This window comes from Streptomyces sp. NPDC048361, assembly GCF_040651795.1.
GTDB lineage: Bacteria > Actinomycetota > Actinomycetes > Streptomycetales > Streptomycetaceae > Streptomyces.
Map to the genome: position 1 here is coordinate 83,187 of NZ_JBEZKW010000019.1, position 20,835 is coordinate 104,021.

General features: G+C 71.9%; 19 protein-coding genes. 4 read left to right on the forward strand and 15 right to left on the reverse strand.

What is annotated here, in order from left to right:
* Nucleotides 1-129 precede the first annotated feature (129 nt).
* The 10 genes from AB0D31_RS13980 to AB0D31_RS14025 form a co-directional block, all read right to left on the reverse strand.
* On the reverse strand, nt 130-2,256 hold the full coding sequence (locus AB0D31_RS13980; protein ID WP_362721591.1) for a phosphocholine-specific phospholipase C: 2,127 nt from the start codon (nt 2,254-2,256) through the stop codon (nt 130-132).
* Nucleotides 2,257-2,709: 453 nt separating this feature from the next.
* Nucleotides 2,710-4,218, reverse strand: coding sequence for an Asp-tRNA(Asn)/Glu-tRNA(Gln) amidotransferase subunit GatB (gene gatB / locus AB0D31_RS13985; protein WP_362721594.1), 1,509 nt, complete (start codon nt 4,216-4,218; stop codon nt 2,710-2,712).
* A gap of 17 nt (nt 4,219-4,235) precedes the next feature.
* Complete coding sequence (locus AB0D31_RS13990) at nt 4,236-4,475, reverse strand: hypothetical protein (protein WP_267056547.1); 240 nt, start codon at nt 4,473-4,475, stop codon at nt 4,236-4,238.
* On the reverse strand, nt 4,472-5,965 hold the full coding sequence (gene gatA / locus AB0D31_RS13995; RefSeq protein WP_362721597.1) for an Asp-tRNA(Asn)/Glu-tRNA(Gln) amidotransferase subunit GatA: 1,494 nt from the start codon (nt 5,963-5,965) through the stop codon (nt 4,472-4,474). The genes AB0D31_RS13990 and gatA overlap by 4 nt, the downstream gene beginning before the upstream one ends.
* A 5-nt stretch (nt 5,966-5,970) precedes the next feature.
* Nucleotides 5,971-6,267 carry an Asp-tRNA(Asn)/Glu-tRNA(Gln) amidotransferase subunit GatC gene (gene gatC, locus AB0D31_RS14000; RefSeq protein WP_003966094.1) on the reverse strand — a complete coding sequence of 99 codons (297 nt, stop codon included), beginning with the start codon at nt 6,265-6,267 and terminating at the stop codon, nt 5,971-5,973.
* 544 nt (nt 6,268-6,811) lie between these two features.
* Nucleotides 6,812-8,923, reverse strand: a complete 2,112-nt coding sequence (locus AB0D31_RS14005) for a bifunctional diguanylate cyclase/phosphodiesterase (RefSeq protein WP_362721600.1) — start codon at nt 8,921-8,923, stop codon at nt 6,812-6,814.
* 277 nt (nt 8,924-9,200) lie between these two features.
* Nucleotides 9,201-11,396 (reverse strand): NAD-dependent DNA ligase LigA, encoded by a 2,196-nt coding sequence (gene ligA / locus AB0D31_RS14010; RefSeq protein ID WP_362721603.1) that lies wholly within the window; start codon nt 11,394-11,396, stop codon nt 9,201-9,203.
* A 31-nt stretch (nt 11,397-11,427) separates the two neighbouring features.
* On the reverse strand, nt 11,428-12,453 hold the full coding sequence (locus AB0D31_RS14015; protein ID WP_362721606.1) for a methionine synthase: 1,026 nt from the start codon (nt 12,451-12,453) through the stop codon (nt 11,428-11,430).
* A gap of 43 nt (nt 12,454-12,496) precedes the next feature.
* Nucleotides 12,497-13,195 (reverse strand): SDR family oxidoreductase, encoded by a 699-nt coding sequence (locus AB0D31_RS14020; protein ID WP_362721609.1) that lies wholly within the window; start codon nt 13,193-13,195, stop codon nt 12,497-12,499.
* Between the two features lie 51 nt (nt 13,196-13,246).
* On the reverse strand, nt 13,247-13,786 hold the full coding sequence (locus AB0D31_RS14025) for a TIGR00730 family Rossman fold protein (protein ID WP_267056539.1): 540 nt from the start codon (nt 13,784-13,786) through the stop codon (nt 13,247-13,249).
* A 51-nt stretch (nt 13,787-13,837) separates the two neighbouring features.
* Between AB0D31_RS14025 and AB0D31_RS14030 the strand changes: the two genes are divergently transcribed.
* A complete protein-coding gene (locus tag AB0D31_RS14030) occupies nt 13,838-14,167 on the forward strand; it encodes a DUF427 domain-containing protein (RefSeq protein WP_362721612.1) in 330 nt (109 codons plus the stop codon).
* Nucleotides 14,168-14,294: 127 nt separating this feature from the next.
* On the opposite strand, the gene AB0D31_RS14035 is transcribed toward AB0D31_RS14030, so the two are convergent.
* Entirely contained in the window at nt 14,295-15,281 is a 987-nt protein-coding gene (locus AB0D31_RS14035; RefSeq protein WP_362721615.1) for a helix-turn-helix domain-containing protein, read from the reverse strand.
* 116 nt (nt 15,282-15,397) lie between these two features.
* Between AB0D31_RS14035 and AB0D31_RS14040 the strand changes: the two genes are divergently transcribed.
* Nucleotides 15,398-16,345 carry an NADP-dependent oxidoreductase gene (locus AB0D31_RS14040; RefSeq protein ID WP_362721618.1) on the forward strand — a complete coding sequence of 316 codons (948 nt, stop codon included), beginning with the start codon at nt 15,398-15,400 and terminating at the stop codon, nt 16,343-16,345.
* 20 nt (nt 16,346-16,365) lie between these two features.
* Here AB0D31_RS14040 and mnmA read toward each other — a convergent pair whose 3' ends face one another.
* A complete protein-coding gene (mnmA, locus tag AB0D31_RS14045; protein ID WP_362721621.1) occupies nt 16,366-17,511 on the reverse strand; it encodes a tRNA 2-thiouridine(34) synthase MnmA in 1,146 nt (381 codons plus the stop codon).
* Between the two features lie 146 nt (nt 17,512-17,657).
* On the opposite strand from mnmA, the gene AB0D31_RS14050 reads away from it, so the two are divergent.
* Entirely contained in the window at nt 17,658-18,263 is a 606-nt protein-coding gene (locus AB0D31_RS14050; protein ID WP_362721623.1) for an N-acetylmuramoyl-L-alanine amidase, read from the forward strand.
* 30 nt (nt 18,264-18,293) lie between these two features.
* On the opposite strand, the gene AB0D31_RS14055 is transcribed toward AB0D31_RS14050, so the two are convergent.
* The 3 genes from AB0D31_RS14055 to AB0D31_RS14065 form a co-directional block, all read right to left on the reverse strand.
* Entirely contained in the window at nt 18,294-19,463 is a 1,170-nt protein-coding gene (locus AB0D31_RS14055; RefSeq protein WP_362721626.1) for a cysteine desulfurase family protein, read from the reverse strand.
* A gap of 70 nt (nt 19,464-19,533) precedes the next feature.
* Nucleotides 19,534-19,806, reverse strand: coding sequence for a DUF4190 domain-containing protein (locus AB0D31_RS14060; RefSeq protein ID WP_362721629.1), 273 nt, complete (start codon nt 19,804-19,806; stop codon nt 19,534-19,536).
* Between the two features lie 2 nt (nt 19,807-19,808).
* Nucleotides 19,809-19,964, reverse strand: coding sequence for a hypothetical protein (locus AB0D31_RS14065; protein WP_362721632.1), 156 nt, complete (start codon nt 19,962-19,964; stop codon nt 19,809-19,811).
* Nucleotides 19,965-20,134: 170 nt separating this feature from the next.
* Between AB0D31_RS14065 and AB0D31_RS14070 the strand changes: the two genes are divergently transcribed.
* Nucleotides 20,135-20,749 (forward strand): TetR family transcriptional regulator, encoded by a 615-nt coding sequence (locus AB0D31_RS14070; RefSeq protein ID WP_362721634.1) that lies wholly within the window; start codon nt 20,135-20,137, stop codon nt 20,747-20,749.
* Nucleotides 20,750-20,835: the final 86 nt, after the last annotated feature.

Here is a 20,835-nt window from a genome sequence, read left to right on the forward strand (position 1 = left end):
GCGCGAACCGGCGCTCCTGCGAGGGCCGCCGGCCGCCCGGCAACCCTCGCACGGCCGCACACCGGTGGGGCGGAGGGACCCCTACGCCGGTGGGGTGGGGGCCCCGGCTGCCCGCCTCTCCCTGCGGGGTCAGCCCGACACGCTGGGGCGGCCGTTCTCGATGTGGCCCATGAGGCGCCTGCGGAACGGGGTGGGGCCGGGGCCGTCCGCGGTCACTTCGAGGTCGTACCAGCCGTGCGCGTCGGCGGCGGAGTGCACCACCGTGCGGCTGCGGCCCGGCTTGACCGTGACGGTCCGCTTCCAGTCCCGCAGGTCGGCCTCGTCCGCGTAGCCGAGCGGCCGGACGGTGAAGGTGACCGGTGCCCGGCCGCGGTTGCGGAGCGTCAGATGGATGTCGCGGTCATGGTGGTCGAGGTACGTGGTCATCTCGGCGGTGTCCGTGGCCGCGGCGCCCTCGAACTCGCGCCGGAACCCGTTGGGCCCGGTCACCGTGAACTTGTAACCCCCACCGGCCGCCGGCACGCTCCACTGCGCCGTGCCCCGGACGTCCTTGTGCTGCGGCGCCGCGAACTCCTTGGCGTACGGGTAGAGCGCGAAGTGGGCACTGGACCGCCCGTTGTTGCTGAGCTGCACCTGGAGCGCGCCCTGGGTGATGCGTGCGTAGGCGTCCGGCTGGTAGGGCAGCGGCCGGGCGGGCCGGGTGCCTTCCTCCTGTACGGGCATGTGCTGCTCGGCGGGCGGCACGGGCTTCCAGCGTCCGCTCAGCGGCGGGATGGGCCCGGGCCGGGCCACGGCGGGCTGCGGCCTGCCGCGGGTGAAGTCGAAGGCGGAGGTGAGGTCGCCGGTGACGGTGCGGCGCCACGCGCTGATGTTGGGCTCGCGCACCCCCGTCCAGCGCTCCAGGAAACGGATGACCGACGTGTGGTCGAAGACCTCGGAGCAGACGTATCCGCCCACGCTCCAGGGCGAGACGACGAGCATCGGCACGCGTGCGCCGAGCCCGGTCGGCTTGCCCTGCCACTGCTCGTCGGCGACCTCGGGCGGGGCGACGGGCGGCGGCACGTGGTCGAAGAAGCCGTCGTTCTCGTCGTAGTTGATGAGGACGACGGTGTGCCGCCAGACGTCGGGGTGCTTGCCGAGCGCGTCGAGCACCTTGTAGACGATGGTGGCGCTGTGCACGGGCGAGGAGACGCTCGGGTGCTCGGAGTCGAGCGCGGAGGGCACCAGATAGGAGACCTCGGGCAGGGTGCCGTTCGCGACGTCCTTGCCGAAGGCGTCGGCGAGCGTGCCGGTCGGTACGCGCCTCAACCCCCGCTCGAACAGGCGGCGTTCGGACTTGGTGAGGGTGGCGACGCCCTGGTCGAGCAGCCCGAGCAGCCGCTGCCGCTCGGCATCGTCCGGGGTGGATCGGACGACCGCGTAGAAGGACTCCATGAACGTGTGCCCACCCGTCTTGGCGAGCGCCTTGCGGGCGATGGCCTTGAAGGTGGTGAAGAACTCGATCTGGTTGTCGGTGAAGTTCTCCCACTCGGTGTACGTCTTCCAGCTCCGCCCGGCCTTGTCGAGCCGCTCGGCGTAGGTGCCCCAGTCGTACCCGGGATGGGTCCCCTCGTCGTAGGCATCGTTGCCGACGGCCCGCTGCCCATGGGGTTCATAGCCCGTCTTCCCACTCCACAAGTGGTTGCGGTTGGGGCTGGTGGAGCTGTGGATGGAGGAGTGGTAGGCGTCGCAGACGGTGAAGGTGTCGGCGAGTTCGTAGTGCAGCGGGATGTCCTGGCGGTCGTAGTACGCCATCGTCGCCGAGGTCTTGGCGGAGACCCAGTTGTCCATCCAGCCGGTGTTCCAGGCTTTGGCGCCGCCGCTCCAGGAGTGGTCGAGGGCGCCTATGTACTGGAGGTCCTTGTGCTGGGCGGCGGCGGCGCCGCGCACGGGGAACGGCAGGACGGTGCTGCCGAGCGGGCCCGGCTGCTCGAACACGGGCTTGCCGGAGGGGAGTTGGAGGGCGTTGCGGTCACCGAAGCCGCGTACGCCGCGCAGGGTGCCGAAGTAGTGGTCGAAGGACCGGTTCTCCTGCATGAGGATCACGACGTGCTTGACCGCGCTCATCCCGCCGGCGGGCGGCCCCGCGGCCATCGCCGTCTGCAGCGAGGGGGGCAGCAGCGAGCCGGCGGTGGCGACGCCGAGGGCACCTCCGCCGAGGGCGAGCAGGCGGCGCCGTGAGAAGCCGGTGGCTGCGCCTGCGTTGTCCGTGGTCAAGGGGTCCTCCCGGGCGGTATGGGGCGTACGGGGGAACGCTAGTGACCCAGGGTGTCCCCCAGAAGGCCCCGCCCGGACCCGCGGATGAACGTCCAAGCCCTCCCCCCAAAAGTCCAACCCCGCCCGGCGCAGTTTTGCGCGCCCCCTGGGTGGGTTGCCCTTGGCAGGGTGCCCAGCGTGGGCACCCTCAGCCCGTCCGGCGGGGTCTGGGGCGGAGCCCCGGGCAACCCCGCTTTCGGGTGCGGACCGTGCCCGCATCTCGCGCAGTTCCCCGCGCCCCTGGCGGGGTTGACCTTGGCAGAGTGCCCAGTCTCGGCATCCTCAGCCCGTCCGGCGATTGAGGACGAGCGCCCTCAAGGCGCGGTACTGGCTCTGGGGCGGAGCCACGGGGCATGCGAAAGGGCGGCTCCGTCGGGCCAGGCCGGCGGGGCCGCCCCCTCGGGGGCGGAGGGGTCAGCCCTCGACGCCCAGCTTCTCCAGGATGAGCTGCTTCACACGCCCCGCGTCGGCCTGACCACGCGTGGTCTTCATGACCGCACCGACCAGCGCACCCACCGCCGCGACCTTCCCGCCCCGGATCTTGTCCGCGATCGCCGCGTTCGACGCGATCGCCTCGTCCACGGCCGCGCCCAGCGCGCCCTCGTCGGAGACGACCTTCAGGCCGCGCTTCTCGACGACCGCGTCGGGGTCGCCCTCACCCGCGAGGACACCCTCGATGACCTGACGGGCGAGCTTGTCGTTGAGGTCGCCCGCGGCGACGAGCGCCACGACCCGCGCGACCTGCGCCGGCGTGACGGGCAGCTCGTCCAGGGTGACCCCGCGCTCGTTGGCGTTGCGGGCGAGCTCGCCCATCCACCACTTACGGGCCCCCGCCGCATCCGCCCCGGCGGCGATCGTCGCGACGATCGGGTCGACGGCGCCCGCGTTGAGCATCGACTGCATGTCGTGCTCGGACACACCCCACTCCTCGCGGAGCCGGTTGCGCCGCACCCGCGGCATTTCGGGAAGCCCGGCACGCAGCTCCTCGACCCAGGCGCGCGCCGGGGCCACCGGCACGAGGTCCGGCTCGGGGAAGTAGCGGTAGTCCTCGGCGTTGTCCTTGATGCGCCCGGCGGTGGTCGAGCCGTCCTCCTCGTGGAAGTGACGGGTCTCCTGCACGATCGTGCCGCCCGAGGACAGCACCGCCGCGTGCCGCTGGATCTCGAAGCGGGCGGCCCGCTCGACGGACCGCAGCGAGTTGACGTTCTTGGTCTCCGAACGCGTGCCGAACTTCTCGACACCGTGCGGACGCAGCGACAGGTTGACGTCGCAGCGCATCTGGCCCTTGTCCATCCGGGCCTCGGAGACGTCGAGCGCCTTGATGACCTCGCGCAGCTCCGCCACGTACGCCTTGGCGACCTCGGGGGCGCGCTCGCCCGCTCCCTCGATCGGCTTGGTGACGATCTCGATGAGCGGGATGCCGGCGCGGTTGTAGTCCAGGAGCGAGTGCGAGGCGCCGTGGATGCGGCCCGTCGCGCCACCGACGTGCAGCGACTTGCCGGTGTCCTCCTCCATGTGGGCGCGCTCGATCTCCACGCGGAAGATCTCGCCGTCCTCCAGCTGGACGTCCAGATAGCCGTTGAAGGCGATCGGCTCGTCGTACTGGGAGGTCTGGAAGTTCTTCGGCATGTCCGGATAGAAGTAGTTCTTCCGGGCGAAGCGGCACCACTCGGCGATGTCGCAGTTCAGCGCGAGGCCGATCTTGACGGCCGACTCGACGCCGATCGCGTTGACGACCGGCAGCGAGCCGGGCAGGCCGAGGCAGGTGGGGCAGGTCTGCGAGTTGGGCTCGGCGCCCAGCTCGGTCGAGCAGCCGCAGAACATCTTGGTTTTGGTGCCGAGTTCGACATGGACCTCAAGGCCCATGACGGGGTCGTACGTCGCGAGGGCGTCCTCGTACGAGACCAGATCAGTGACGGTCACGGTGAAAAACTTCCCTCTCAGCCCAACAGGACGTCGTCGTCACCGATGCGCTTGAGCTCGCGCAGCAGGATGGCGACGCCTGTGGCGATGGCGGCGGCGGAGACGATGGCGTCCAGGAGCTTCAGCGTGTCGTTCTCGGTGCGGGCCTTCTTGGCCTGCTTGGCGACGCTGATGGCACCGAAGGCGGTGGTGCCGATGGACAGGTACGTACCGGCCTTGGACTTCTTGAAGCCCTTGGCCTTGGTCAGTGCGCTCACAGCGACGGTGCCTCCTCAAGCAGCGGGTGTCCCCACTTTTCCACGAAGGCGGCCTCGACGGCGGCTCCCACCTTGTACAGGCGGTCGTCCTTCATGGCGGGGGCGATGATCTGCAGCCCGACCGGCAGGCCGTCCTCCGGCGCGAGGCCGCAGGGCAGCGACATGGCGGCGTTGCCCGCCATGTTGGTCGGGATGGTGCACAGGTCGGCCAGGTACATCGCCATCGGGTCGTCGGCGCGCTCGCCGATCGGGAAGGCGGTGGTGGGCGTGGTCGGCGAGACGATCACGTCGACCTGCTCGAAGGCCTTCTCGAAGTCGCGCGTGATGAGCGTGCGGACCTTCTGGGCGGAGCCGTAGTACGCGTCGTAGTAGCCGGAGCTCAGCGCGTACGTACCGAGGATGATGCGGCGCTTGACCTCGTCGCCGAAGCCGGCCTCGCGGGTCAGCGCGGTGACGTCCTCGGCGGACCTGGTGCCGTCGTCGCCGACGCGCAGGCCGTAGCGCATGGCGTCGAAGCGGGCCAGGTTGGAGGAGCACTCCGACGGCGCGATCAGGTAGTACGCGGAGAGCGCCAGGTCGAAGGAGGGGCAGTCCAGCTCGACGATCTCGGCGCCTAGCGACTTCAGGAGCTCGACCGATTCGTTGAAGCGCTGGACGACACCGGCCTGGTAGCCCTCGCCGCTGAACTGCTTGACGACGCCGACGCGCATGCCCGCGACGCTGCCGTTGCGGGCGGCTTCGACGACCGGCGGGACCGGCGCGTCGATGGAGGTCGAGTCGAGCGGGTCGTGCCCGGCGATGACCTCGTGGAGCAGCGCCGCGTCCAGGACGGTACGGGCGCAGGGCCCGCCCTGGTCGAGGGAGGACGAGAAGGCGACCATGCCGTAGCGGGAGACCGCGCCGTAGGTGGGCTTGACGCCGACGGTGCCGGTGACGGCGGCGGGCTGGCGGATGGAGCCGCCGGTGTCCGTGCCGATGGCGAGCGGCGCCTCGTAGGAGGCGAGGGCCGCGGAGGAGCCGCCGCCGGAGCCGCCGGGGATGCGGGTCAGGTCCCAGGGGTTGCCCGTCGGACCGTAGGCGCTGTTCTCCGTCGAGGACCCCATGGCGAACTCGTCCATGTTGGTCTTGCCGAGGATGACGACGTCGGCGTCCTTGAGGCGCTTGGTGAGCGTCGCGTCGTACGGCGGGATCCAGCCTTCGAGGATCTTCGAGCCGACGGTGGTCGGGATGCCCTCGGTGGTGAAGATGTCCTTCAGCGCCAGGGGTACGCCGGCCAGCGGGCCGAGCTTCTCGCCGGCCGCGTGCTTGGCGTCGACGGCGCGGGCCTGCGCGAGCGCACCCTCGCGGTCGACGTGCAGGAAGGCGTGGACCTTCTCGTCGACGGCCTCGATGCGCGCCAGGTGGGCCTCGGTGACCTCGACGGCGGTGAGTTCGCCTGCCGTGATCTTCGCGGCGATCTCGGCCGCGGTGAGCTTGATGATGTCCGTCATGGTGATTAGTCCTCCCCCAGGATCTGCGGCACCTTGAAACGCTGCTGCTCCTGGGCCGGGGCGCCGGAGAGCGCCTGCGCGGGGGTGAGCGACGGACGGACCTCGTCCGCGCGCATGACATTGGTCAGCGGCAGCGGGTGGGAGGTCGGGGGTACGTCTTGGTCGGCGACCTCGGAGACGCGGGCGACCGCGCCGATGATGTCGTCGAGCTGTCCGGCGAAGTGGTCGAGCTCTTCGCCCTTCAGCTCCAGACGCGCCAGCCGGGCGAGGTGGGCGACCTCCTCGCGCGTAATGCCAGGCATGCAGCGATCCTCAGGGGTGAGTGCGTGTGGTGTGGACCTAGGGCCTGTCGGCGCTTTCCCGCCGTCCACCCGGAGGGGCGGGCCGGGCGTTGCGCGGCGGGCAGGAAGGTGCCGACAGGCCCTAATCCTATGGGGCGCGCCGCCCGGACCACGAAACGGATATCCCGCTCGCACTCGGTGGCCTCCGCGCTGCCGCCCCCGGCCTCGTCCCGAACGCGTCCGTGGATGCAGGTTCCGGTGCGCGGCGCCGGGTCCCGGCCGCGCCTGACGCGCCTCCCTGAACCCCTGGGACGCCGGTACGCACATCGACGGCGCCCCGGAGAACCTGTTGCGTCTCGTGCTCAAGGAGCGGCTCGACGTGCTGGCCCTCCAGGAGACGGGCGGCACCTCGCCTCGCCCTCCCACCCGACCACGCGGCGCCGGCGGTCACCTTCCCGTCCGCTGAGCGCGCGGCCGCCCCGGCGGCCCGGCGATCCGCTGCAGCTCCCGCCCCGGCACCGGCGGGATCGGCACCGGCGTGGTCAGCGCGACCGGAGCTCCGGGGTCATTGGACGGGCTGGCCTGAGGCTTGGCCGGCTTCGGCCGCGGCCTGTGCCGCAGCGATCTCCGCCGGCCGGTGCCACCCGCTGTCCCCCCGGGCCAACAGCCACGCCGTCGCCTCAGCAGGCGGCATCGCCGCAGCGACCAGCCACCCCTGCACCGCATCGCACCCCAGGTCCCGCAACCGCTCCCACGTCTCGTCGTCCTCGACGCCCTCCGCGACCACCAACAGGCCCAGCGAATGGGCGAGATCGACGGTGCACCGTACGATCTCCGCGTCCTCGTTGTCGACGGCGAGCCGCGCCACGAACGACCGGTCGATCTTCAGCTCGCTGACCGGCAGCCGCCGCAGATGCACCAGCGAGGAGTAGCCCGTGCCGAAGTCGTCGAGGGACATCTTCACGCCGTGCCCGGTCAGTCCGGCCAGCGTGTCGGCGGCCCGCTGCGGGTCCTCCAGAAGGACGTGCTCGGTTATCTCCAGTTGGAGCGCGCCGGGCGGCACGCCGTGCCGGGCGAGCCGGGCGGCGACGGACCCCGCGAACCCCGGGGTGTGGACGTCGCGCGGGGAGACATTGACGGCGACCGGCACGTTGAGGCCCTGCGCCCGCCACCGCGCCACCTGCGCGAGCGCGGTGTCCAGGACGTACTCGGTGAGGTGCGGCATGAGCCCGCTGGACTCGGCGATGGCGATGAACTCGTCCGGCGCCACCCGCCCCCGCTCGGGGTGCACCCAGCGCACCAGTGCCTCAAGTCCCGCCACCTGGCCGTCGAACTGGACCTTCGGCTGGTAGTGCAGCTCCACGTCACCGGCGTCGAGCGCCCGTCGCAGATCCCCCAACAGGCCAAGCCGGTCGGGGGTGTTGGAGTCCCGTTTGGATTCGTAGACCTCCACGCCCGTACGGTCCCGCTTGGCCTGGTACATCGCGATGTCGGCGCGGCGCAGCAGCCCTTCGGCGTCGAGGGCGTGGTCGGGGAAGAGGGCGACGCCGGCGCTGGCTTCGAGGACGAGGGTGAGCCCGTCGAGGTCGAGCGGCGAGGACAGCTCGGCGACCAGGCCGCGGGCGGTGCGCATGGCGCTGGTGGCGGATTCGCAGACGGGCAGCAGCACGGCGAACTCGTCGCCGCCGAGCCGGGCAGCCTCGGCTCCGCGCGGCAGAGCCGTCTTGAGCCGTTCGGCTATTTGGAGGAGGAGGCGGTCTCCGGCGAGGTGGCCGAGGGTGTCGTTGACCGACCGGAAGCGGTCGAGGTCGATCAGGACGAGTGCGGACCGGGTGGCGGTGTTCTCCGCCTCTTCCAGGGCCGACCAGGTGCGCTCCAGGAGCCACTGGCGGTTGGGTAGCCCGGTCAGCGGGTCGCGCAGCTGCTCCTCGGCGCGGGCGCGGGCGATCCACAACGTCGAGTCGAGGGCGACGAGCGGCACCGCGAAGAGCGGGAGCAGCACCGGCACCGCCATGGCGACGACGCAGATCAGCGGGGCGATGCCGAGCAGTGCGACGGCGACGAGGCCCTGGCGGAGCAGGGCGGTGCGGGCCACCGTGGGCAGGCCGCCGCGGGGCGCGGTCGCGTACCAGAGCAGCGTCCTGGTGCACAGCAGGTAGGCGCCGGCGGCGAGGACGATCTGGGGGGCGGTGGCGATGGTCCACTCGGTGGGCCACCACGGCCGGGCGACGGACGGGACGGTGCCGAACGCGGCGAGGACCAGGCCGGCGGCGCCGATACCGACGACGTCCACGGCGCCGTGCAGCACGCCCTGGCGCCAGCGGTTGCGCCGTGCGGCGCCGACGAGGACCACGACGGCCAGGCTGACCAGGGCGGCCGGCAGCCACCCGTAGAGGAGCAGTACGGCGATGGTGAGGGCGGCTCCGGAGCCGGTGCCGCCCCACCAGCGCTCACGGCCGAGCGCGACGAGGTGGCCGACGATGACGCCGCTGAGCACGGCGAGCGACCAGCCCGTCGTGCCGCCGGGGAACAGGGCGGTGCCCTGTTGAGCGGCCCGGTAGGCGCCGGTGGCGAGGACTCCGCCCGCGAGGCCGGTGACGACGGCCGTCAGCGTGGACGAAAAGCCCGTGAACCCGCGCAGCCTCACGGCCGGGGCGGTGCTCTCGGTCGGTTTCATTCCCGTCCCTCTCACAGCCGGCGGTGCCCGTGCTCGCGATGGCGCCCGCTGTCATGCCACCACGGCCGGTGTTCCGCCCCCACCTGCTCCACGGGCGGGGTTCACCGGTCGTGCACGACGGGCGCGCATCTCAACAGTAGGCCGCTGAAGGCTTCCTGGGGCAGCGGTCTACAGCTCTTGCCCGAATGCGACCCAGCCACCCGCAGCGGTCTGCTATGCGCCGAACGGGTGACTCCGCGCAGCCTCCAGGCCCCCTGTTATTACCCTTGTTTCTCTGTTATTCCCCCTCTGAGGCGTTGGGCATCGCGGCTTCTGCCGCTGCTTTTGGCCCTTGTTCCAGCAGAATGGCGAATCCGTCCTCGTCCAGAACCGGAACCTTCAACTGCATTGCCTTGTCGTACTTTGAACCGGGGCTGTCGCCGACGACAACGAAAGATGTCTTTTTGGAGACGGAACCGGTGACCTTGGCTCCGCGGCTTTGCAGCGCTTCTTTCGCGCCATCTCTGGTGTGCCGCTCAAGCGTTCCGGTCACGACGACGGTGAGGCCCTCCAGCGGGCGCGGCCCCTCGTCGTCACCGGCGCTCTCGTCCTCCATGCGGACGCCTGCCGCCTTCCACTTGCGCAGGATCTCCTGGTGCCACTCCTCGGTGAACCACTGCTTGAGCGAGGCGGCGATGATGCCGCCCACGCCCTCGACGGCGGCGAGTTCCTCTTCGGTGGCCTGCTCGATGCGGTCCATGGAGCGGAATGCACGGGCGAGCGCTTCGGCGGCGACCGGGCCGACGTGGCGGATGGAGAGCCCGGTGAGGATGCGGGCGAGCGGGCGCTCCTTGGCCGCGGCGATGTTCTCCAGCATGGAGACGGCGTTCTTGCGCGGCTCCCCGTTCATGTTGGCGAAGACGAGCGCGGTCTTCTCCTCGCCGGTCTTGGGGTCGCGCTTGGGCAGCCCGCTGTCCTGGTCGAGGACGTAGGCCCGGATGGGCAGCAGTTGCTCGATGGTCAGGTCGAAGAGGTCGCCCTCGTCGAGGAGCGGGGGCGCGGAGGGCTCCAGCGGTTTGGTGAGGGCGGCCGCGGCGACGTATCCGAAGTTCTCGATGTCGAGGCTCTTGCGGCCCGCGAGGTAGAACAGCCGCTCCCTCAACTGGGCGGGGCAGGTCTGCGCGTTGGGGCAGCGCAGGTCGATGTCGCCCTCCTTCATCGGGCGCAGGGCGGTGCCGCACTCCGGGCACTCGGCGGGCATCTCGAAGGGGTATTCGCTGCCGTCCCGCAGGTCGGCGACGGGGCCGAGGATCTCGGGGATCACGTCACCGGCCTTGCGCAGCACCACGGTGTCGCCGATGAGGATGCCCTTGGCCTTGACCACGTCCTGGTTGTGCAGGGTGGCGAACTCGACCTCGGAGCCGGCCACGGTGACCGGCTCGACCTGGGCGTAGGGGGTGATGCGGCCGGTACGGCCCACGCCGACCCGGATGTTGACGAGTTTGGTGTTGACCTCCTCGGGCGCGTACTTCCAGGCGATGGCCCAGCGCGGGGCGCGCGCGGTGGAGCCGAGGCGGCCCTGGAGGGGGATCTCGTCGAGCTTGACGACGACGCCGTCGATCTCGTGCTCCACCACGGAGTGCCGGTTCTCGCCCATGTAGGCGATGAACTCCCGCACCTCTTCGAGGGAGTTGACGACCTTGTTGTGCTGGGCGGTGGGCAGGCCCCATGCGCGCAGCAGCCCGTAGGCCTGCGACAGGCGGTCGATGTCGAAGCCTTCGCGGGCGCCGATGCCGTGCACCACCATGTGCAGCGGCCGGGTGGCGGTGACCTTGGGGTCCTTCTGGCGCAGTGAACCGGCCGCCGCGTTGCGGGGGTTGGCGAACGGCTTGTCGCCGGCTTCGACCAGGCGCGCGTTGAGGGCTTCGAAGGCCTCCATCGGGAAGTAGACCTCGCCCCGGATCTCGACGAGGGCGGGGATGCGGTCGCCCTTGAGCCGGGTGGGGATGTCGGCGATGGTGCGCACGTTGGGCGTGATGTCCTCGCCGGTGCGGCCGTCGCCGCGGGTGGCGGCGCGGGTCAGCCTGCCGTTCTCGTACGTCAGGTTCACGGCGAGGCCGTCGACCTTCAGCTCGCACAGGTAGTGGAAGGTGCCCGTGCCGACGTCCTTGGCGACCCGCTCGGACCAGGCGGCGAGCTCCTCGTCGTCGAAGGCGTTGTCCAGGGAGAGCATGCGCTCGCGGTGCACGACCGAGGCGAAGTCCGTCGCGTAGGGGCCCGCCACTTTCTGGGTGGGCGAGTCGGGCGTGCGGAGCTCGGGGTGCTCGTCCTCCAGGGCTTCCAGGGAGCGGAGCAGCTTGTCGAAGTCGCCGTCGCTGATGACCGGCTGATCCTTGACGTAGTACCGGAAGCGGTGCTCCTCGATCTGCTCGGCGAGGAGCGCGTGCTTCTCCCGTGCCTCCGCCGGCACCGCTGCGTTCTGTTCGCCAGCCACCGTCATGTCCTCCCGTTTCCCGTCTGCCCCGTCACTCAGGGTTGTCCGCGAGCGATCTCGCCGCCCGGACGCAGTGGGCGAGCGCGGCCCGTGCGTAGGCCGGGGACGCGCCCGCCATGCCACAGGTGGGAGTGATCACCACGGACTCGGCCAGAGTCCCCGGATTAAGCCCCAGCCTGCGCCACAGCGTCCTGACACCCATGACGCTACCGGCAGGGTCTGACAATGGGCCGTCGGTGGCGGCCACGACTCCGGCGAAGAGCTTGAGGCCGCTCTCGGCGGCCTCACCGATCTGCTCGTCGTCACGCTCGGTGAGCAGGGAGAAATCGAACGACACCCCGGCCGCGCCGGCCCGCCGCAGCAGCGCGAACGGGACGTCGGGGGCGCAGGAGTGGACGACGACGGGGCCGTCGTGCACGGCGACGACATCGCGCAGGGAGCCCTCGACGACTTGGCGGTCGACGGCCCGGTGGGTGCGGTATCCGCTGGCGGTACGGATCTGGCCGCGCAGCACCGTGGTGAGGGAGGGCTCGTCGAGCTGGAGAACCAGCTGGGCGCCGGGTACGCGGCGGCGTACGTCGGCGAGGTGGTCGCGCAGCCCTTCGGCGAGCGATCCGGCGAGGTCGCGGCAGGCGCCGGGGTCGCCGAGGACGAGCTCTCCGGTCCTGAGCTCAAGTGCGGCGGCCAGCGTCCAGGGGCCGACGGCCTGCACCTTGAGGGGGCCGGTGTAGCCCTGGGTGAACTCCTCCAGGGCGTCGAGGTCCTCACCCAGCCAGGACCTGGCCCGCCGGGTGTCCCGGCCGGGCCGGTCGCTGACGCGCCAGCCGCTGGGCTCCACATGTCCGTACATCTCGACGAGGAGCCCGATGGTGCGGCCGATCATGTCGGCGCCGGGGCCGCGCGCGGGCAGCTCCGCGAGGTACGGGAAGTCTCCGCCCGCGCCCTCGGCGCCGATCAGTGATCCGGTGACGGTCTTGGCGGTCTCCCGCGCGTCGCCGCCCGGCATCGATCCGACCCCGGTGGCGGGCCCCCAGGGGGAATTGCTCTGTTCGCTCACCCCGGAAGCCTACGCAACCAGGGGCGGGGCCCCCGCCGAGCGGCTACTTGCCGGGGCGCACGGTGAGGTCGTTGACCTCGGCGTCGGCCGGCAGGTCGATGGCCATGACGATGGTCGTGGCCACGGACTCGGGGTCGATGAACCGCGCCGGCACGTACTCCTTGCCCTCCTGCGAGTGCACCTTGGCCTGCATGGGGCTCGCGGTGCGGCCCGGGTAGACCGAGGTGACACGGACGCCGTTGAGGTGCTCCTCGTTGCGCAGTGAGTCGGCGAGCGCCTTGAGGCCGTGCTTGGAGGCGGCGTACGCGCCCCATTCGGCGTGCGCGCTGAGCCCCGCACCGGAGTTCACGAAGACCACGTGGCCGCGTGAGGCGCGCAGTTGGGGCAGCAGGTGGCGGGTGATCTCGGCGGGGGCGATCAGGTTGACGTTGAGCTGCTGGTGCCAGGTCTTGGGCCGCAGCTCGCCGATGGGGCCGAGGTCGACGATGCCCGCGATGTGCAGCAGCGAGTCGAGGTGGTCGGGCATCGGCTGCTTGTCGAAGGCCCAGGTGAGGCGGTCGGGGTCGGCGAGGTCGCCGACGAGGGTGCGGGCGCCCGGGTGGCGGGCGGCGAGCTCCTTGGCGCGGCCGGCGTCGCGTGCGAGCAGGATGAGCTCGTCGCCGCGCGCGTGCAGCCGGCGCGCGACGGCCGCGCCGATGCCGGAACCGGCGCCGGTGATCAGATGAGTAGCCATACCCGCCATGCTCGCACTTGTCGCCGCCCACCCCGGGCGTCACCCACCCCGGTCGTCGCCCTACTGGATGCCGCGGGACTCTTCGAGGTAGGCGAGCGCCGCGACGCCGTCCTCGGCGAAGAAGACCAGTTCGGTGAGGGGGACGGGCAGGAAGCCTTCGTCCTCCATACGGCGGAACTGCTGCTTGAGGCCGTCGTAGAAGCCGGCGGTGTTGAGCAGGACGATCGGCTTGGTGGTCTTGCCGTGCTTCTTCAGCTCCAGGATCTCGGTGGCCTCGTCGAGGGTGCCGGTCCCGCCCACCATGATCACGACGGCCTCGGACTTGGCGAGCAGGAGCGCCTTGCGTTCGGCGAGGTCCTTGGCGATGACCATCTCGTCGGCGTTCTCGCGGGCCTTGGCCGCGAGGAAGTCGACCGAGACCCCGACCAGCCTGCCGCCCGCCTCCTGCACGCCGTCGGCGACGACCTTCATGAGGCCGCTCTCGGAGCCGCCCCACACCAGGGTGTGGCCGCCCTTGCCGAGGAGCTCGGCGAACTCGCGCGCCGGCCGCGTATAGCGCTCGTCGAGGTCGGCCGCGGACAGGAAGACGCAGATATTCATGCGCCCACCCTACGAGGGAAGAACGGCGCCCCCGCGGGCGCTGCACCTCTTATGACGACAGGACATCGCATCACCATCGAGCAGGGCAGCGAGCATGTGCGGGTCGTTCACGGCGGGCAGGTGCTCGCGGAGAGCCGGCGTCCGCTGCTCCTGCACGAGACCGGCCTTCCCGTCCGCTACTACCTGCCGCCCGAGGACGTACGGACCGACCTCTTGACGGCGTCGCAGACGCACACCTATTGCCCGTTCAAGGGAACGGCGTCCTATTGGTCGCTGCCCGAGGCGCCCGACCTGGTCTGGTACTACCCCGAGCCGAAGGCGGAGGTCGCCGAGATCAAGGACCACCTCTGCTTCTACGAGGTGGAGAAGATCGCGGAGTAGTCCCGCGGCGCGCCGCTCCAGTCCGTACGCCCGGTCGGGCCCGCGCGGCTCAGGCCCGGGCGGCTCAGGCCCGGGCGTGCTCAGGCCGGGACGGCTCAGGGCCCGCGCGGACTCAAGCCCGGACGGCTCAGGCCCGGGCGGCGACCTGGAAGGTGCGCCGGTAGGCGACCGGTGAGACGCCGAGACCGGAACGCATGTGCTGGCGCAGCGAGTTGGCCGTGCCGAAACCCGACCGGTGGGCCACCAGGTCCACCGGGAGGTCGCTGGACTCCAGGAGCTGGCGGGCCAGTTCGAGCCGCTGGGCAGTGAGCCAGTTGCCCGGCGTCATGCCGGCCTCCTCGCGGAAGCGGCGGGTGAAGGTGCGCAGGCTCATCCGGGCGTGGCCCGCCATCTCGCCCAGGGAGAGCGGCTCTTGGAGGCGCTCCAGGGCCCACGCGCGGGTCGCGGCAGTGCTGGCGAGGGTCGGCTCGGGGACCGGGCGCTCGATGTACTGGGCCTGGCCGCCGTCGCGGTGCGGCGGCACCACGCAGTGGCGGGCCGAGCGGTTCGCGACGGCGCTGCCGTGGTCGCGCCGCACGATGTGCAGGCACAGGTCGATGCCGGCGGCGGCGCCCGCCGAGGTCAGCACGTCACCGTCGTCCACGAACAGGACGCCCGGGTCCAGCCGGATGCGCGGGAAGGTGCGCTGGAAGGCGTCGGCGTCGCACCAGTGCGTGGTGGCGGGCCGCCCGTCGAGCAGCCCGGCGGCGGCCAGTACGTAGGACGCCGTGCAGATGGACACCATGCGGGTGCCGGGCCTGATCCGCTCGAAGGCGCGGGCCACCGGCTCGGGCAGCGGGCCGCCCCGCGCCATGGCGCCCAGGTCGTGCGTCGGCGGGATCACCACGGTGTCGGCCGCGGCGAGCGCCTCGGGGCCGTGGTCGACCGTCACGGAGAACCCGGCCTCGGTGCGCACCGGGCGCCCGTCCGCGGTGCAGACGGTCACCTCGTAGAGCGGCTCGCCGTTCGGCCCCCGGGCGCTGTCGAAGATCCGGGAGGGGATGCCCAGCTCGAAGGAGACCACTCCGTCGAGCGCGAGCACGGCGACACGGTGCGGGGTCGGTCGTTCGGTCATGGCCAGATTCTGTCACATCATGGCCAAACGGCCAGCACCACGTTTGGCGCCCGGGGTGCAGGCTGGTCTCCGTTGGTGGCTCTCACCAGCGAAAACCTCCGCGAAAAGGATCAGCCATGTCCCAGACCATGCGTGCCGTCAGCCTCCAGCAGTGGGGCGGTCCCAAGGTGCTCACCGAGACCGAGACCGAGCGTCCCGAGCCGGGCGCGGGCGAGGTCCTGGTCCGGGTGCACGCGGCCGGGGTCAACCCCGCCGACTGGAAGGTCCGCGAGCACGGCGGCATCGCGCCGATGAGCCTTCCGGCGATCCTCGGCTGGGACGTGTCGGGCACGGTCGAGGCGGTGGGCCTGGGCGTGACCCACTACGGCGTCGGCGACGAGGTGTTCGGCATGCCGCGCTTCCCGCACCAGGCGGGCGCGTACGCCGAGTACGTCACCGCTCCGGCCCGGCACTTCGTCCGCAAGCCCGCCGGTATCGACCACATCGAGGCGGCGGCCCTGCCGCTGGCCGCGCTGACCGCCTGGCAGGCGCTGGTCGACACGGCCGAACTGGGCGCCGGGCAGCGCGTTTTGATCCACGCGGCGGCGGGCGGCGTCGGCCACCTCGCCGTACAGATCGCCAAGGCGCGCGGCGCGTACGTCATCGGCACGGCGAGCGCCGCCAAGCACGACTTCGTCCGCGGGCTCGGCGCGGACGAGGTGATCGACTACACCGCGGTCGACTTCACCGAGGCGGTGCGAGATGTGGACGCCGTCTTCGACACGGTCGGCGGCGACTACGCGGCGCGTTCCCTGAAGGTGCTGCGCCCGGGCGGCACCCTGGTGTCGATCAACACCCCGGACTCGCCGGAGCTGCTCGCCGACGCGGCGGCCCGTGGGGTGCGGGCCGGGTTCACGCTGGTCGAGCCCGACCACTCGGGCATGCGCGCGATCGCCTCGCTGGTCGAGGAGGGCAAGCTGCGCGTGGTGGTCGACTCGGTGTTCGACCTCGCCGACGCGGCGAAGGCGCACGAGTACGGCGAGCGCGGCCGCACCCAGGGCAAGATCGTGCTGCGGGTCGGCTGACGCGCCGCGCGCGCGGGGACTCAGACGCGCGCGGCGGCCCGCTCGGTCGTCGCAATTGTCGCCGAGCCCACCACGCGCGTCCCGTCGTACAGGACGATCGCCTGGCCGGGGGCGACGCCGCGGACCGGCTCGGCGAACACCACGTTCAGGACGTCGTCGACGAGCTCCGCCGTCACCTCGGTCTCGCCGCCGTGGGCGCGCAGCTGCGCGGTGTACGTGCCCGCGCCGGCCGGGGCCGTGCCGCACCAGCGGGGCTTGATCGCGCCGAGCGCGGTGACGTCGAGCGCCTCGACGGGGCCGACGGTGACCGTGTTGTCGACCGGCGAGATGTCCAGGACGTAGCGGGGCTTGCCGTCGGCGGCGGGGTGACCGATGCGCAGGCCCTTGCGCTGGCCGATGGTGAAGCCGAAGGCGCCCTCGTGGCTGCCGATCTTCGCGCCGGACTCGTCGACGATGTCGCCCTCCGCCTTGCCGAGGCGGCCCGCGAGGAAGCCCTGGGTGTCGCCGTCGGCGATGAAGCAGATGTCGTGGCTGTCGGGCTTCTTGGCGACCGCGAGGCCGCGGCGCTCGGCCTCGGCGCGGATCTCGCCCTTGGTGGTGAGGGTGTCGCCGAGCGGGAACATCGCGTGGGCGAGCTGGCGCTCGTCGAGCACACCGAGGACGTACGACTGGTCCTTGGCCATGTCGGACGCGCGGTGCAGCTCGCGGGTGCCGTCCTCGTTCAGGACGACGGTCGCGTAGTGGCCGGTGCACACGGCGTCGAAGCCGAGCGCGAGGGCCTTGTCGAGCAGCGCGGCGAACTTGATCTTCTCGTTGCAGCGCAGGCACGGGTTGGGGGTGCGGCCGGCCTCGTACTCGGCGATGAAGTCCTCGACGACGTCCTCACGGAAGCGTTCCGCGAGGTCCCAGACGTAGAAGGGGATCCCGATGACGTCCGCGGCGCGGCGGGCGTCCCGCGAGTCCTCGATGGTGCAGCAGCCGCGGGCCCCGGTGCGGAAGGACTGCGGGTTCGCGGAAAGCGCCAGGTGCACTCCGGTCACGTCGTGCCCCGCTTCGGCGGCGCGGGCGGCGGCGACGGCCGAGTCCACACCGCCGGACATGGCGGCGAGGACGCGCAGGGGACGCGGGGAGGTCATCGGCGAGGGCTGCGGCGAAGTCTGAGTCATAGCACTCGTAAGGGTACGTGGCATCGGGAACCGGGGGCGCGGGAGTATCCGTTGTGCCTGTCAGAGGGGGTCCGATCGGGGATTCCGGGGCCCGCGCGGTGCGGCGGGTCCCACGGGGAGGTACGGGAGCGACGGGGGCGGGGCGTATGGCGACCAGCCGCAGAGGGCTGCTCATCGGGGGCGCGGTGGTGGCGCTCGGGACCATCGGCTATCTCAACGCCCCGCATGCGCGGCCGCACCGGCCGCGCAAGGCCGGGGAGCTGGACTACCCGGGGGCGCAGTGGGTGGCGGCCGCGGGCGCGAACTGGCGGATGGCCGACCGGCCGGACGACTACCGGGTGGACCGGGTGGTGGTCCATGTCGTGCAGGGCAGTTTCGGCAGCGCCCTGCGGGCGTTCCAGGACCCGGGCCACAAGGCCGCCGCCCACTACGTGGTGCGCAAGGACGGGCATGTGGCGCAGACGGTGCGGGAGCTCGACGTGGCGTTCCACGCGGGCAACCGGGAGTACAACGAGCGCAGCGTCGGGATAGAGCACGAGGGGTTCGTCGACGAGGCGTCCTCGTTCACGGACGCCATGTACGCCTCGTCGGCGCGGCTGACGGCGGCGATATGCGCCCGCTATCGCATAGCCGTCGACCGCCGGCACATCATCGGGCACGTGGAGGTGCCGGGCACCGATCACACCGATCCAGGGCCGCACTGGGACTGGGCGCGCTACATCAAGCTGGTCGGGGCGGCCGGGCCGGCCTGAGCCGCGCCCCGGGCGGACGGGGGGCCCGGCTCAGACGAGGCCCGCGGTGCGGGCCCGCTCGACGGCGGGGCCGATGGCCCCGGCCACGGCTTCCACATCGGCCTCGGTGGAGGTGTGCCCCAGCGAGAAACGCAGGGTGCCGCGGGCCAGGTCGGGGTCGGTGCCGGTGGCGAGCAGCACATGGCTGGGCTGGGCGACGCCGGCGGTGCAGGCCGAGCCGGTGGAGCACTCGATGCCCTGCGCGTCGAGCAGCAGCAGGAGGGAGTCGCCTTCGCAGCCGGGGAAGGTGAAGTGCGCGTTGGCCGGGAGGCGGCCCTCGGGGTCCGGGTCGCCGCCGAGGATCGCGTCGGGCACGGCCTTGCGCACGGCTTCCACCAGCCGGTCGCGCAGGCCCCCGGTGGAGCGGGCGAAATCGCCGCGCCGTTCGGCGGCGAGCCGTCCGGCGACGGCGAACGCGGCGATGGCGGGGACATCGAGCGTGCCGGAGCGCACATGGCGCTCCTGGCCGCCCCCGTGCAGGACCGGTACGGGGGTGTACTCGCGGCCCAGGAGGAGGGCACCGATGCCGTACGGGCCGCCGATCTTGTGCCCGGAGACCGTCATCGCGGCGAGGCCGGAGGCCGCGAAGTCGACGTCGAGCTGGCCGACGGCCTGCACGGCGTCGGCGTGCAGCGGAACGTCGAACTCCCGCGCCACCGCGGCCAGTTCGGCGACCGGCATGACGGTGCCGATCTCGTTGTTGGCCCACATGACGGTGGCCAGGGCGACGTCGTCGGGGTTGCGCGCGATGGCCTCGCGCAGCGCGTCCGGGTGCACCCTGCCGTACGCGTCGACGGGCAGGTACTCGACGGTGGCGCCCTCGTGCTCGGCGAGCCAGTGCACCGCGTCGAGCACGGCGTGGTGCTCGACGGGGCTGGCGAGGACACGGACGCGGCGGGGGTCGGCGTCCCGGCGGGCCCAGTACAGGCCCTTGACGGCGAGGTTGTCGGCCTCGGTGCCACCGGCCGTGAAGACGACCTCGCTGGGGCGGGCGCCGAGCGCGTCGGCGAGTTCCTCCCGGGCCTCTTCGGCGGTGCGGCGGGCCCGCCGTCCGGCTGCGTGCAGCGAGGACGCGTTGCCGGTGGCGGTCAGCTGGGCGGTCATCGCCCGGACCGCCTCCGGAAGCATCGGAGTGGTCGCGGCGTGGTCGAGGTAGGCCATGGTGGGCCCGATTCTACGAGCCGCGCGGGGTGGACCGTGCCGCAGTTCCGGCCAGGGCCCCGGACGGGGTTCAGCCGCCCAGGCCCCACGAGACGGTGTGGTCGGCCATCGCGAGGCCGGCCAGGACCACCAAGTCGGCCACGCCCAGGGCGAGTCCCAGCATCGCGCGGCCGCGGCGCCGGGTCCTGTACAGGAGGGAGAGCGAGGCGAGCACGATGGCGATGGGGCCGAGGACGACGTTCATGACGAGCAGTCCGAGCAGGCCGAGGACGAAGGCGGCGACGGCCATCCCGTCGGCGTCACGGTCCCGGCTGCGGCTGCGGCGGATCGCGGTGAGTTCCATGGTCAGCCCTTCCGGTGCGAGAAGCGTTCGCGGGCGGTGAAGACGAGGAGCCAGACGCCGATGACGGCGGCGACGGCCAGCGTGACCGGGAGCGGGAGGTGCGCCGCTGAGCCCAGCACGACCCCCAGCAGGAGGAGGGCTGCGACGAGGAAGAACATGGGATCCCTTTCCGTGAGCGTGAGCGTGTGCGGTAGGCGTGGCATTGCGTGGCGTGATCAGCGTCCGTGTACCCGTCATCCACGCGCCCGAACGGACTCGGAGTACGACTGTTCACTGACTACTGAGTCTAGTCTTCCCAACTTCGGCGAACAGATGTTTACTGAGTGGTATGAGCCACACTCTCGGGATCCGGCAGGCCCAGAAGCAGAAGACGCGGCAGGCCCTCATGGACTCGGCGCTCCAGCTTCTGGAGCACCAGAGCCTGAGCAGCCTCGGGCTCCGCGAGGTCACCCGGGCCGTCGGGGTGGCGCCGGCCGCGTTCTACCGCCACTTCAAGGACACCGCCGACCTCGGCGTCGCCCTGGTCGAGCAGGCGCTCGGCTCGCTCCACGAGACGATCCGGGCGGCGATCGTCACCACCGGGTCGAGCGACGAACGCATCGACCGGGCGGTCGCGTTGATCGCCGCGCATGTCCGCGCGTACCCCGCGCACGTCCGATTCATCGCCCGCGAACGGCACAGCGGGGTCGCCCCCGTCCGCGAGGCGATCGGCGTGCAACTGCGGCGCTTCGCGGACGAGGTGGCGCAGGCGCTCGGGGCGGACGCGGAGTCGGCGGGGTGGAGCGCGGCGGATCTGCGGATGCTGGCGGGGCTGTACGTCGACCACATGGTGATGACGGCGTCGGCGCTCCTGGAGGACCCCGGGGCGGAGACCGCGGTCCTGACGACCGCGCGGGCGCAGTTGCGTCTGGTGACGCTGGGACGAGCCCACTGGCTGGACTAGTTGCCGGGCCCCGGCGGGGTCGTCCTTGGCCGGGTGCGCAGCGCGGGCACCCCCGCGGTCGCGCAGTTCCCCGCGCCCCTGACTAC